At 43.7% G+C, this 13,526-nt stretch carries 10 protein-coding genes; 4 read left to right on the forward strand and 6 right to left on the reverse strand.

Going from position 1 to position 13,526, the window contains the following annotated elements; translation table 11 throughout:
- The first annotated feature begins 481 nt into the window (after positions 1–481).
- The 3 genes from MTF70_RS10865 to fabV all read left to right on the forward strand — a co-directional run bounded on the left by MTF70_RS10865 (position 482) and on the right by fabV (position 4,848).
- Positions 482–1,117 carry a TetR/AcrR family transcriptional regulator gene (locus MTF70_RS10865; RefSeq protein WP_005378033.1) on the forward strand — a complete coding sequence of 212 codons (636 nt, stop codon included), beginning with the start codon at positions 482–484 and terminating at the stop codon, positions 1,115–1,117.
- 71 nt (positions 1,118–1,188) lie between these two features.
- A complete protein-coding gene (locus MTF70_RS10870) occupies positions 1,189–3,471 on the forward strand; it encodes an acyl-CoA dehydrogenase (protein WP_205460907.1) in 2,283 nt (760 codons plus the stop codon).
- A 174-nt stretch (positions 3,472–3,645) separates the two neighbouring features.
- Positions 3,646–4,848 (forward strand): enoyl-ACP reductase FabV, encoded by a 1,203-nt coding sequence (fabV, locus tag MTF70_RS10875; RefSeq protein WP_005388648.1) that lies wholly within the window; start codon positions 3,646–3,648, stop codon positions 4,846–4,848.
- Between the two features lie 78 nt (positions 4,849–4,926).
- On the opposite strand, the gene MTF70_RS10880 is transcribed toward fabV, so the two are convergent.
- The gene (locus MTF70_RS10880; RefSeq protein WP_005378028.1) at positions 4,927–6,609 is read right to left on the reverse strand and encodes an aspartate:alanine antiporter; all 1,683 of its coding nucleotides are present in this window, start codon (positions 6,607–6,609) and stop codon (positions 4,927–4,929) included.
- A gap of 175 nt (positions 6,610–6,784) precedes the next feature.
- Entirely contained in the window at positions 6,785–7,051 is a 267-nt protein-coding gene (locus tag MTF70_RS10885; RefSeq protein WP_005378026.1) for a GrxA family glutaredoxin, read from the reverse strand.
- A gap of 377 nt (positions 7,052–7,428) precedes the next feature.
- Here MTF70_RS10885 and MTF70_RS10890 point away from each other — a divergent pair, with 377 nt between their 5' ends.
- Positions 7,429–8,673 carry an iron-containing alcohol dehydrogenase gene (locus tag MTF70_RS10890; protein ID WP_205460908.1) on the forward strand — a complete coding sequence of 415 codons (1,245 nt, stop codon included), beginning with the start codon at positions 7,429–7,431 and terminating at the stop codon, positions 8,671–8,673.
- A gap of 76 nt (positions 8,674–8,749) precedes the next feature.
- Here the strand turns inward: MTF70_RS10890 and MTF70_RS10895 are convergent, their stop codons facing one another.
- The 4 genes from MTF70_RS10895 to MTF70_RS10910 all read right to left on the reverse strand — a co-directional run bounded on the left by MTF70_RS10895 (position 8,750) and on the right by MTF70_RS10910 (position 13,400).
- Positions 8,750–9,604: a MurR/RpiR family transcriptional regulator gene (locus MTF70_RS10895; RefSeq protein WP_248393974.1), complete on the reverse strand. Its 855-nt coding sequence runs from the start codon at positions 9,602–9,604 to the stop codon at positions 8,750–8,752.
- Positions 9,605–9,915: 311 nt separating this feature from the next.
- On the reverse strand, positions 9,916–11,562 hold the full coding sequence (panP, locus tag MTF70_RS10900; RefSeq protein ID WP_005378019.1) for a pyridoxal-dependent aspartate 1-decarboxylase PanP: 1,647 nt from the start codon (positions 11,560–11,562) through the stop codon (positions 9,916–9,918).
- Positions 11,563–11,773: 211 nt separating this feature from the next.
- Positions 11,774–12,286 (reverse strand): hypothetical protein, encoded by a 513-nt coding sequence (locus tag MTF70_RS10905; protein WP_017634875.1) that lies wholly within the window; start codon positions 12,284–12,286, stop codon positions 11,774–11,776.
- A gap of 208 nt (positions 12,287–12,494) precedes the next feature.
- Entirely contained in the window at positions 12,495–13,400 is a 906-nt protein-coding gene (locus MTF70_RS10910) for a lysine exporter LysO family protein (protein ID WP_053303185.1), read from the reverse strand.
- Between the last annotated feature and the right edge of the window lie 126 nt (positions 13,401–13,526).

The raw sequence follows: 13,526 nt of genomic DNA on the forward strand, positions 1-13,526 counted from the left end.
ATTAGATGGAAACAAGTTTGACGGCCAGTGAAACTTCAAATGCCCTAACTGTTACGTATATTCAGACCGAGCCTTTTCCAAACAGTTCCATTTTTTTTTCAAAAAATTTCTACTTAATGCTTTCTAGCTTCTTACACACCCGAAAGTAATAGAAAAATCGAGATGGATTACCAACTTGGCGAAGTTACTAACTTCTGTGTTTCTCATTTTATCTCCCCTAGAACCGAAGATGTATTTCATTCTCTCGTCGCTCACTCCGAGCCGCCAAGGCTATTGTTAGCGTTTCAATTGCGATGGACTGAGAAATTTGATCGTTTTCTTCTGACAAGCTTCACTGGAGTATTCGATTGAATTTCAAAAGATTAGATCACACCTTTTATTGTCTGGTCAGACCAATTGGTTAAAGTGTGATGTTAATCATTTGTTAATCTGAAGTTTCGGGAGTATATTTTCAAACAGTTGTTTAATACGAGTGATTAAAATGGCCCCGAGAACATCAACAAAAGAAAAAATACTCGATGTCGCAGAAGGACTCTTTGCTGAACATGGCTTTAATGATACTTCGCTAAGAACGATAACAGGTAAAGCTAACGTTAACCTAGCATCGGTAAACTATCACTTTGGCGATAAAAAAACGCTGGTTAGAGCGGTTTTAGATAGGTATTTAGAAGCACTAATGCCGAGCATTAAGACTTCATTAATTGAGTTAAACACGCGCGATAGCTACAACATGGACGATGTCTTTGAGTCATTGCGATTACCTTTACGTACATTAAATGATGTACGCCCAAATGGTACTGCGCTATTTATGTTGTTAATTGGCCGCGGTTATACAGACGTTCAAGGTCATCTACGCTGGTTCATTACCACCAGATACGAAGAGGTACTGAACCTTTTCACTTTCTCGATAATGAAGGCGAACCCGGAACTATGTGAAGAACAGTTGTTTTGGCGACTGCACTTCACGTTAGGAACCTGTGTATTTACGATGGCTTCAAGCCAAGCTCTTTCGGAGCTGGCAGAAAGTAAGTTTGAAAAGGAAGTCGATGTGAAATCTGTCGTCGATTTACTGATTCCATATTTGTCAGCAGGAATGTCAGCAAAGCAGTTGGCATAAGACAAATAAGAAAGTTAAACCAATAATAAGATTATACCCCGAGCGGTTACGTGAACAAAAGGATCTGAACTATGAGCTCTCTACGAAGAAAATGGATTAGTGACCCGGCTTTTAAAGTGTTCAAAAAAGTATTGCCACCTCTGTCTAGCACCGAGAAAGAGGCGATGGAAGCGGGCAGTGTATGGTGGGATGCCGAACTATTCTCAGGCAAGCCAAACTTCACAACATTACATCATTATCCAACGCCTACACTGACGGCAGAAGAGCAGTCATTTATGGATAATGAGCTTGAGACCCTGCTAGAAATGCTTGATGACCAGAAGATTGTCAAAGAAGACAGGGATTTACCGCCTGAAGTATGGGAGTACCTACGTAAAGAGCGATTTTTCTCTTTGATCATCTCGAAAGCATATGGTGGTCGTGAATTTTCCGCTTTGGCGAACTCAACCATTGTTTCTCGTATTGCGACTCGAAGTATCAGTACCGCGGTATCGGTAATGGTACCGAACTCTCTTGGCCCTGGTGAGCTGCTATCGCACTATGGTACGCAAGAGCAAAAAGATTACTGGTTGCCTCGTTTAGCTGATGGTACAGACATCCCTTGTTTCGCCCTAACTGGCCCTGAAGCGGGTTCTGATGCAGGTGGCATACCTGATCAAGGCGTGGTTTGTTACGGCACCCATGAAGGCAAAGAAGTGCTTGGCGTGCGAGTTAGTTGGAATAAACGCTACATCACGCTTGCGCCAGTTGCGACAGTGCTCGGGTTAGCGTTTAAACTGCAGGATCCTGAAGGGCTACTTGGTGACAAGAAAGAGGTTGGCATTACATGTGCGTTGATTCCCGCTGACCATGAAGGTGTCGAGATAGGCGAGCGCCATGATCCTCTGGGGTCTGCGTTCATGAATGGCCCAACTCGTGGTGAAGATGTCTTCATCCCTATGGACTGGTTGATCGGTGGCGCTGATTACGCAGGTAAAGGTTGGCGTATGCTGGTTGAGTGTCTTTCTGCTGGTCGTGGTATCTCTCTTCCAGCGCTTGGCACAGCGATTGGTCACCTTACTACACGTACAACAGGTGCTTATGCTTACGTGCGTAAACAGTTTGGAATGTCGATCGGTAAGTTTGAAGGTGTTGCAGAAGCAATGGGGCGCATTGGTGGTCTTACTTACCTACTAGAAGCGACGCGTACGCTAACGACGACTTCTCTCGATATGAAAGAAAAACCTGGGATTGTAACCGCGATTGCCAAGTACCACATGACGGAAATCGCGCGTACCATTCTAAATGATTCGTTTGATATCCATGCGGGTCGTGCGATTCAAGATGGCCCAATGAACTATCTTGCTAAACATTACCTTGGTATCCCGGTTGCTATCACCGTTGAAGGCGCGAATATTCTGACTCGTAACCTGATGATTTTTGGTCAAGGTGCGACTCGATGTCACCCATATGTTCTAAAAGAAATGGAAGCAGCGGCGAATCCAGATTCTGAACAAGGTGCGAAAGAATTTGACAACTTACTCTTTAAACACATCAAGCACGCGCTCGGTAATACATTCGGTGCATTTGGTGCAGCACTAACTGGTTCTCGATTTGTTAACGCGCACATGAGTGGCCCAACGCAGCAATACTACAAAGACATTACTCGTCTCAGTCGTGCACTTGCAGTAAGTGCAGACCTTGCGATGTTAACCTTAGGTGGAGACTTGAAGCGTAAAGAAATGATCTCCGCACGTTTGGGTGATGGATTAAGCTATCTATACATGGCATCTGCTGCCTTGAAAAAGTATGAAGATGAAGGCCGTCAACAAGGCGATCTAGACTTCGTTCATTACGCTGTTCAACACTGTTTGTATAACGCTTCTAAGTCATTAAATGAGGCTTACACCAACTTCCCTGTGAAATACGTTGGCGGTGTGCTTAAGGGGCTATTGTTCCCGCTTGGTAATCATTTCAATAAGCCAAGTGATGAGCTGTGTGTGAATTTGGCTGAAGCGATGATGACGCCAGGCGCGCAACGTGATCGCCTCACGCATCTGTGCTACATCGGAAAATCAGAGGATGACAGCGTAGGCTTAATGGAGAATGCATTCCTTGCAATGTACGACATTAAACCTTTGGAGCGTAAACTTATGAAGGCTGCGAAGGATGGTAAAGTGGCTCGTAAAGGTTTGCTGCATGACCGTTTGCAGCAAGCATTTGAAGCAGGCGTGTTAACTGAGCAAGAAATTGATCAAATCATGGCTGCAGATAAATTGCGCTACAAGGCGATTCAAGTTGACCACTTTAGTCATGACTTTTCTGAAGTGCGAACTCATAGCCCAAAAAAGTCGCAGTTGAATCCGGCGGCATAATAGACAACTAATGTTAAGAAAAGCACCTCAATGAGGTGCTTTTTTGTATTATTGGGGAGTGGATGGTGGGATAGTGCTCCAACCACTTGCCTTTTAAGAGCATTTTTACAGAAATTAGATGCGAAATCCCAACGAAACTTTTATCCTAACAAGGTTTTTTAAAGGAAGTTGAATATGATCATCAAACCTAGAATTCGTGGATTTATCTGTACTACAACGCACCCTGTTGGTTGTGAAGCTAACGTAAAAGAACAAATTGCGTACACCAAAGCGCAAGGTCCAATCAAAAACGCACCTAAGCGTGTTCTTGTTGTTGGTGCATCAAGTGGCTACGGTCTATCTTCTCGTATCGCTGCGGCATTTGGTGGCGGTGCATCAACTATCGGTGTTTTCTTCGAAAAAGAAGGTACTGAGAAGAAACCAGGTACAGCAGGTTTTTACAATGCCGCTGCTTTTGAAAAGCTAGCGCGTGAAGAAGGTCTGTACGCAAAAAGCTTAAACGGCGACGCTTTCTCAAATGAAGCGAAACAGAAAACTATCGAGCTGATCAAAGAAGACTTAGGTCAAATCGATATGGTGGTTTACTCACTGGCATCTCCAGTACGTAAAATGCCAGAAACTGGTGAATTAGTTCGTTCATCTCTTAAACCTATCGGTGAAACTTACACATCAACGGCTGTTGATACCAACAAAGATGTGATCATCGAAGCTAGCGTTGAGCCTGCAACAGAAGAAGAAATCAAAGACACTGTCACGGTAATGGGCGGTGAAGATTGGGAACTTTGGATTAATGCGTTGTCTGATGCTGGTGTTCTTGCTGAAGGTTGTAAGACCGTCGCGTACAGCTACATTGGTACTGAGCTAACTTGGCCAATTTATTGGGATGGTGCACTAGGTAAAGCAAAAATGGACCTAGACCGTGCAGCGAAAGCGCTAAACGACAAGTTAGCAGCAACAGGCGGCAGTGCCAATGTTGCGGTACTTAAATCTGTGGTAACTCAGGCGAGTTCTGCAATTCCTGTTATGCCACTGTACATCGCAATGGTATTCAAGAAAATGCGCGAAGAAGGTGTACACGAAGGCTGTATGGAACAAATCTACCGTATGTTCAGCCAACGTCTATACAAAGAAGACGGTAGCGCGGCAGAAGTTGATGAGATGAACCGCCTACGTCTGGATGACTGGGAACTTCGTGACGACATTCAGCAGCACTGTCGTGAGCTATGGCCTCAAATTACGACTGAGAATCTAAAAGAGCTGACTGACTACGTTGAGTACAAAGAAGAGTTCTTGAAACTATTTGGTTTCGGCGTTGAAGGCGTAGATTACGAAGCGGATGTGAATCCAGCAGTTGAAGCAGACTTCATTCAAATCTAATCGAATCACAGACTAGATAACCAATAAACAAAAGGCGCTCATTGGGCGCCTTTTTGTGTTTCACAGTCAAAGTGAGTATTAACTTAGTATTATCAGAATCGTACCAGCTAGCGTCATTAAAATATTTGCAATCGCATAGGTACCCGCATAACCAAGGGCTGGGATGGTGGACTTAGCGTAGTCGTTAACGACATCCATAGCTGGAGCGCAAGTACGGGCGCCAATAATGGCACCGAAGAGCAGGGCACGGTTCATCTTGAGTACGTGTGCGCCAACTAAGTAAGCCAGAACCACAGGCACAACACTGACAATAAATGCCAAACCAATGACTTTTGGTCCTACTTGCGTTAGGTGCTCGAACATCTTTCCACCTGCACTTAGACCAATTCCCACCATAAAGAACATTAACCCTAGATCTTTGACCATATTCAGCGCCCCTTGTGGGACATAACCGAAAGTAGGGTGATTTGCTCGTAAGAAACCAAGCGTAATACCGGACAACAGAAGACCCACCGCATTACCCAAACTGAAAGACACCTGACCGAACGTCATTGTGATGAGGCCAAACAGAATACCCAAAATAAAGAAGCTACAAAAAGCGAGCAAATCGGCCATTTGACTGTGGATCGAGATGAAGCCGATTTTTTCCGCCAGTCCATGTACTCGGCTTTTCTCGCCGCTCACTTGAAGGACGTCACCTTTAGCGAGCACAATGTCTAAGTCCATAGGCATTTCAATCTGAGCGCGAACTACGCGGTTTAAGAAACAGCCAAACTCAGACAAATTCAAATCCGATAAACGCTTACCAGCGATAGCGTCACTTTTTACGACGATTTCTTCTTCAACGATGCGCAAATCAAGCAAGTTACGGTCGAATACTTCTTTACCATTACGGAAGCTAGGGTCTAAGCGAGCATGGCTGTCAGGGAAGCCAACCAGTGCAATTTCATCTCCCTCTTGCAAGATAGCATCACCATCTGGGTGGGCGAGAATACCATTGCGACGGATTCGTTCAATGTAACAGCCAGTTTGACGATAAATACCCAGTTCTCGCAAGTTTTTACCATCAGTCCAGTCAATTAGCTCTGGGCCCACTCGGTAAGCTCGAATAATGGGTAAATACACTTTTCTCTGGCTTGAATTTCCAAGGCCACGCTCTTGTGCGATTTGCTGCGCGGAATCAGAAAGGTTTTGTTTTTGCAGTTTTGGCAACAATTTAGCAAACATGATCATGCTAATTAAGCCGACCAGATAAGCCATCGCGTAGCCTACGGATAGATTTTCTAATACCAGAGAAAATTCCATATTCCGCGGTATAGTCGCAAGGCCAGAGTTAAGAGCATCTTGTGCACCAACCAGTACTGGCGTTGCGGTCAATGCGCCTGCCATCATACCGGCGGATAAGCCAAAATCGAGGCCGAAATAGTGACTCAAGCCATACGTTAAGCTGACCGCAGACACGAGAACAGTCATGCTTAAAATAAAATAATGCTTACCATCTCTGAAGAATATACCAAAAAAGTTTGGTCCAGCTTCAATGCCAACGCAGTAGATAAACAGCATAAAGCCAATGGTTAAAGCTTCTGCATTAAATGAGAAACCAAGGTGGCCCATTACCAAAGAGGTAATAAGAACGCCAATAGAGTTGCCTAATTGTAATTTGCCAAATCGAATTTTTCCGATGGCAAGGCCAATGGCTAATACGACGAAGATTAGAAGGATAGGGTTTTGCTCGAGAAGGTATACGACGTCTATGTTCACTGTGTGGCTCGGTAGAGTGTGTGCCAAAAAAGATTAAGAACTGTGAATTGTAACTAAATATAGCAAAAAGATAAGTGAATTTTTTTAGGTTTTACCATTAGTTGACTTAACGTAATAACCAGCTGAAAAATAATAAAAAAGCCGCATGAAGCGGCTTTTTTAAAAACAGTCTTTATTACTCGTCAAATAGACCTAGGTGCTCTTTCGCGTATGCTTCGAACTCGTCGCAGCCACCGATGTGCTCTTGGTCGATAAAGATCTGAGGAACGGTTTCAACTGGTTTACCAACTGTTTTCTCAAGATCTGCTTTAGAAATACCTTCAGCGTGAATATCAACGTAACGGTAGTTGAAGTCATCACGTTTTGCTTTTAGCGTTTCTGCGTGCTCTTTTGCACGAACACAGAAAGGACATGCAGGGCGACCAAAGATAACAACGAACATAATCTTATTTCTCCTAAATCTATTCTTTTTTGAAAGCGTACAAAACATAGCGGCTGAGTGCGCTTTCTTTTGTTGGAGTAACTATGCCCGATCCAGATACGGAAATAAAGCGGCAATTACCTCTTGGTTCTATAGGTGAAATCTATCGAATAAAAACTAAACGCGTGTTCTTATTTTACGGCTCTGAAGTATGTGAAGTGACGCATAAAAAACATACATTCTAAAGGGTTAATGATGGCAAGGTGGAATTGGTCAATTTTTTTTGTTTAAAAAAATAGCAATCTATTTTGGCTATACGCAAATAACTTCAACTCTAACATAAGTGTTAAATCAGAGGGCGAGAGGTTATTTGGGTATATTCTTTTGGGAGGGTGTGTATGTTTCAGTTTATGACTGCAACAAGGATTATATTTGGTGAAGGTGCACTTCAATCTTCATTATCCGTTATTAACCAATTTGGCTACAGTGTTTTGCTGGTCACTGGGCAGGATACCCAACGAGCCGCCCCCATTATCCAATATCTTAAAGCTCAAAATATGCGTTACCAGCACGTAGCTATCGTTGGTGAACCATACATCACGATGGTAGAAGAGACCGCAGTGCTCGGTAGAAAATTCCAACCTGATATGGTGGTTGCGATAGGTGGTGGCAGCGTCATCGATATGGGCAAAGCCTTAGCTGCCATTATTCCCAATCAAGGCAATGTTTACGATTACGTAGAAGTGGTAGGAAGAAGCGTCCCTTTAAAAGCAAAGCCTCTTCATTTTATTGCGATTCCTACGACAGCAAGCACCGGTTCAGAAGTGACCAGAAATGCTGTGCTGAAATCTGGACAAGATAAAGTGAAAGTGAGTCTTCGAAGCCCTGATATGCTCGCAGACGTTGCCATTGTAGACCCGACACTTACTTACGGGACCGACCAATACACATCTGGACGTGGCGCAATGGATGCGTTCACTCATTTAATGGAAGCGTATGTGTGTGGTGAGCCAAACCCTCTTACTGATATGGTCTGCGAAGAGGGGCTACGCCGTTTAAGCCGTTCAGTGATTGCCGCTTGTAAGCAAGATAATCATAAGGCGCGCTCTGATTTATCGTTCGCTGCATTGCTTGGTGGTATGGCGATTACTAATGCCAAATTAGGTGCTGCTCATGGGTTAGCATCGGCGTTAGGAGGCAAGTTAGACGCCCCCCATAGCGTTATTACGGCTCGCCTAGCTCCGCACGTGATGCAGGAGAACATTAACGCTGCTAAACTCGCGGGTAGGAATGATGTGATAAGTCGTTATCGTAAGCTGGCCCAATTAGTCACTGAGCGAGTAAATGCTAACGAACACGATGGAATTCTTTGGGTAAATATGGTGCTAGATAAGTTAGCGTTACCGCTACTGGCTCAATTTGGAGTATGCGAAACCTCTTTTGAGCAAGTGGCGAATGATGCGCTTAAATCAATGGCAATCAAAGGGAATCCTTTACCTCTTAATCAGGAACGTTTGATACACATATTGCAGCAAGTCTGTGATTGTAGTGGAGAGTGTGTAGCAGAGAGTGCACAACATGTCAGTTCTGTTGAAGTACTGGAATCAAGAACGGACTTATCGAGTGTCAACGACTTAGGGTGATTGCTCCCTTAGCAGCATTAAAACAAAAGGGGAGCCTTGAGCTCCCCTAGATAAAGTATTGACTAAGCTTTAGTGCTTAGTACTGGCTTAGTTTGTCATAGCGACTGTCTTTCAACGCATCTTTTACGCGTTTTAGGTTCTCACGGAAACCTGTACCACGGCGAAGAGTGAAGCCAGTTGCTAGCACATCAATCACTGTCATTTGTACAACCCGGCTTGCCATTGGCATGTAAACGTCGGTATCTTCTGGAATATCGAGCGTGATGGCCAGCGAGCTTGCCGTTTCTAGAGGAGAATCCTTCGCTGTAATCGCAATAACCGTTGCGCCATTTTCACGAGCAAGGTTCGCTATTTCTACCTGACTCTTTGTTCGACCGGTATGAGAAATAAGAACCACAACATCATTATCACTGCAGTTGATACAACTCATGCGCTGCATAACAATATCTTCAAAACAAGTAATTGGAATATTAAAGCGAATAAACTTGTTTTGTGCGTCTCGGGCAACAGAAGATGATGCACCAAGGCCAAAGAATGAAATGCGCTTCGCTTGCGTTAGCAAATCGACCGCACGGTTCACTTGCATTGGATCTAGGCTATTTTTCGCGACATCTAAACAGGCCATCGTCGATTCGAAAATCTTATGGGTGTACGCGTCTGGGCCATCGTCTTCTTCCACATTACGGTTAACGTAAGGGGTGCCGTTTGCTAGGCTCTGTGCCAAGTGAAGCTTAAAATCTGGAAAGCCCTTGGTGTCCAGACGACGACAGAAGCGGTTTACAGTGGGCTCACTAACGTCAGCCATTTTAGCCAGCGTTGCAATGCTTGAATGAATTGCAGTTTGTGGAGACGCCATAATTACTTCCGCAACTTTGCGCTCTGACTTACTGAAATTCTCCAGGTTTTTTTGAATTTTTTCTAATGTATTCATAGTGTTCACGAGGGTATAGAGAACAACTCGCTGGCTCTGCTAACGAAAGGAAACACGAAGATTCCGGAGTAGAGTGGGGCGTTAACGAAAACAACCAGCGCCATAGAATCAGTATAAACCTGATCTTCAATCAGTCTAAACCAATAACGGGTACTATTTAGTGAGAATTTGACAGGCCTCAAACAAAATGTTGTAAAAACTACAGAATTGGATGTGTAAACGAAGTTTTGTTGCGCTAGTCGCACGATAATGATGTTTGAGTTACATCAAAACGAAAAAAAATTTCAAATTGATGTAACTTGATCTGGCCGTTAAGACGATTGAATATCAACAACCAGCTGCTGAATTCTTTTCATCAAATTTGGTGCTTGCTTGGCGATTTCGCGTTGTTCATCAAGCACTGAGCTCAAAATTTCTTTTGTGGTCAGTGGATTTGCCAAAACCACTCTAAACACTATCGTATTCATGCGTTGCCATTGGTCTGGGTTCAGTCTTGTACGTGAAACGAACGATTTGCCCGTTTCGCGCTGACGCTTTTGAATAAACTGTGTTAACTCATTGATCAGCTCATTCAGTTGTTCTTTTTGTGAGCCTTCTGCTTGTGCTAATGCTTCACGGATGAATGGCGGCAAATAACGGTATGTGAGCAGACAAAGCTCTGGTTCAGAAACTAATTCGAAATCATCTTGCTGTTTGATTAAATCCGCAAAGTAGCGAGCTTTTTCAATGCTTTGGTCAATAAGAAGCTCATAACCTGGGCGACTTATGATGTGCATTGCGGCGTAGACCAACATCGCCATACCCGAACGTGAACCTTCTAATGTATGGCTGCCTAGGTCTTTTGAACCTTTGCGCAATATATATTGAGCGTGATGTTCTATGGATTTCATTGCGTCAGGGTCTTTGAACAGAACCATACCAGCGCCCATCGGGATGTAGAGCTGCTTGTGCGCATCAATAGTTACTGAGTCTGCCATTTCCACACCTTTAAGAAGGTGACGGTGATGGTTAGACATAAGTGTTGCGCCACCCCATGCGGCATCTACATGGAAGTGACAGCCGTGAGCTTGGCAGACTTCAGCGATTTCAGGCAATGGATCAACATTACCTGTCTCTGTTGTGCCTGCCACACCAATAACAGCAATAGGCTTGATATTTTGTTTTTCGAGCTCAACAATTTTCGCTTTCAGGTCGTTGACAATAATACGGTTGTTGGCATCGGTTTTAACCGCAACCAAGCCCTCTTGGCCTAGCCCTAATACATCGGCTGCTTTCTTAAGGGAGTAGTGACCACGCTCAGACACTAGCACCGCTAAGCCATCATAGCCATAGTGCTTCATGGCTTTAAAAAGGCCTTCCTTCTCAACGCCTTTAAATGAGCCATTGGCTCTTAACGCTTTGTTACGTGCTACCCAAAGCGCAGTGATATTGGCAATGGTGCCGCCGGAACAAAATGCGCCTAATGAGTGGTTTGCACTGTGCATCCACTGATTGTAAAACGTATCATTCTGACCATATATCAAGCGATGCAGCATACCCAAAACTTGACGCTCAAGTGGCGTAAAGGCTTTGGAAGTCTCTATTTTTACCAGGTTTTGGTTTAAGGCGATCATGATCTTTGACAGTGGCATCAAGAAATAAGGCAGTGCCGATGTCATATGACCAATGAAGCTTGGTGAAGATGTGTGAACTGAGTGCGACACCAAAGTGTCGAGTAAGTGCTCTGTATGATCTGACACGAACTCTGGCTGCTCAGGAATCTGAGCAGAAGAAAAGTCTTTTTCGATTTCGCGTAAAGGCTTTTCTTCTGCCACGATGTGTTCACGAAGAAATTGATTTAGATTTCGCGAGAGGCTCTCGTCAATTTTAGTTAACGTTGAGTCCGGACCTTCTGGGACAGTGAAGATCTTTAGCAAGCTCTCAAAGCTAACATCAGCGGTTTTTTGTTCCTTAACCATAGCAAAGAATCTTTGTAGTTATTTTGGTAATGCGAGCGGCACAATCTAAACTAAAACGGGCGCAAAGTCCCGTTTTAATTGTTGAAACCCAAGTTGTAGAAATGAAAATTTTAGGTGAAGGTTACGATATTCACATTAAAAAATTCTAGATTGAGTACGTTAAAACACTCTGATGTTATCGAATGCTAATCAACGACTAATGCGAGCAATCTTAGTCACATTTCTGCTTTTCAATCTTTTCTATTGACTGATTGTACTTATTAAGTGCGGTATCAATTTGTTGGGGATGACTAAGCAGATCAGCGAATGCTGAACGAAGCTCGTAGTTTTTTGGGTGGTTAGTTGATTGACGGTCGCTAAATGTCTGTTTTGCAACTTCACCTAACTTATCGCTTCGGGTCGCTAACTGCTTAACGTCATGTTGCTCTAGTTTTAACCATGCTTCGATTGGCTGTTCCGTCGCAACGCGGCTAGGGTCGTTCTCTAGAAAGTAGTGAACCGCTTCGCGGTTTAATTCAAAGTGATGTTTACGTCCATCCAAGAACCATTGACTAACTTCTTTCAGATCTGGATATTGGGTAACCGTCAAATCAACAAGATCTTGATACCACTGTAGTGAGGCATCGACGTAGCCATCGTATTTGCTAGCAAGACATTGTTGATCTGCGGCAAGCGTAAAAGTTGAGCTTGTAGCGAGGAGCGCTGCAACGACAAAGCGTTTCATTCTTCTTCCTTCTGGTTGTTATCCCTTTATTAACGCAATGCACATCAGTTGATGTTTCTCCCTTCTTTCTATTTGGTCGTGACAAATCGTTGGGCTGAATGACGAAAAGAAAGAGGGGGCTTGCCAAAAAATATTGACCACTTTGACGTTAACTGGGTATTTAAATTTTTGCCGTATTGTAATGGATGTTAAAGCGAAAACCTGAGATCTAGCTAGCAAGTGATACAAAGAAAAGCATCATAACTGGTACCAATAAACTCAAAATAAAGCCGCTTACGATAGCAACAGGAACACAACGCACACCACCGGTGGTTTGAATAACGGGTAGGGTGAAGTCCATTGCTGTTGCACCGGCGTAACCAATTGCGGTGCACGGATAGCTACGAATAAAGAGAGGAATGGCAACCAGTGCGACTAGCTCTCTCATCAATTCAATCAAGAACGACGCGCCACCAAATACCGGACCAAAAGCGTCACCCATTAAAATACCTGCGAGTGAATACCAGCCAAAACCTGAAGCCATTGCGAGTGCTTGATAAAGAGGAAGATCCAAAAGCACCGCTGCAAGAAGGCCACCAAGCATACATGTTGCGATGACAACAGCCGCAATGGCCATTCCTTGTTTATTTAATAGGATTTGACGCAGAGTAAGTCCACTATTGCGCAGCTGAATACCAATAAAAAATAGAAGTAGAAAGAGTATCCATTCGCTTGCTGTATCTACCCAACTCAAATCAATGGGTAACAGCAGGCCAACCACTAACCCTCCGCCAACGACCACGATAAGCTTAACTGACTCTAAAGCCATCGAAGATAACGGTAGCTTCTTTTGATTCTGATTGGTCTGGAGTGGAATAATTTTATCAATAATAGGCAGAGCCAACAGGTTGCAGGCACTTAGACACAAAAAAAACGTACTCGCATAGAGGAGAATACTTTGTAAGTTGCTGCTTAAATTATCGAGCGCCGCCAAACTAAGACCCATCAACGACAAAATGACGTAAATAAGGTAGGACGTTGACTGATTGATCTTCTCCAATAACGAAGATCGAGATATAGGAATTAGATACCCCACCACAAGCGGAGCGAAAATAAATAGCATCCCTGAAAACATAAAGCTCAATGATTCCTTTTTGAGATAACATCAACACGCATAAATCAAATTATCTATCGGTTGAAATTAAAGACATTTCACCACACACAGCTCAGCCTTGAGCGAATCGTTTTATCACGGATAAGG

The organism is Vibrio sp. 2CM40D (genome assembly GCF_023161825.1).
GTDB lineage: Bacteria > Pseudomonadota > Gammaproteobacteria > Enterobacterales > Vibrionaceae > Vibrio > Vibrio alginolyticus.

Coding starts and splice junctions, on each gene's coding strand:
- MTF70_RS10865 (WP_005378033.1), top strand. CDS start 482: ATGGCCCCGAGAACATCAACAAAAGAAAAAATACTCGATGTCGCAGAA.
- MTF70_RS10870 (WP_205460907.1), top strand. CDS start 1,189: ATGAGCTCTCTACGAAGAAAATGGATTAGTGACCCGGCTTTTAAAGTG.
- fabV (WP_005388648.1), top strand. CDS start 3,646: ATGATCATCAAACCTAGAATTCGTGGATTTATCTGTACTACAACGCAC.
- MTF70_RS10885 (WP_005378026.1), bottom strand. CDS start 7,051: ATGTTCGTTGTTATCTTTGGTCGCCCTGCATGTCCTTTCTGTGTTCGT.
- MTF70_RS10890 (WP_205460908.1), top strand. CDS start 7,429: ATGTTTCAGTTTATGACTGCAACAAGGATTATATTTGGTGAAGGTGCA.
- MTF70_RS10895 (WP_248393974.1), bottom strand. CDS start 9,604: ATGAATACATTAGAAAAAATTCAAAAAAACCTGGAGAATTTCAGTAAG.
- panP (WP_005378019.1), bottom strand. CDS start 11,562: ATGGTTAAGGAACAAAAAACCGCTGATGTTAGCTTTGAGAGCTTGCTA.
- MTF70_RS10905 (WP_017634875.1), bottom strand. CDS start 12,286: ATGAAACGCTTTGTCGTTGCAGCGCTCCTCGCTACAAGCTCAACTTTT.
- MTF70_RS10910 (WP_053303185.1), bottom strand. CDS start 13,400: ATGTTTTCAGGGATGCTATTTATTTTCGCTCCGCTTGTGGTGGGGTAT.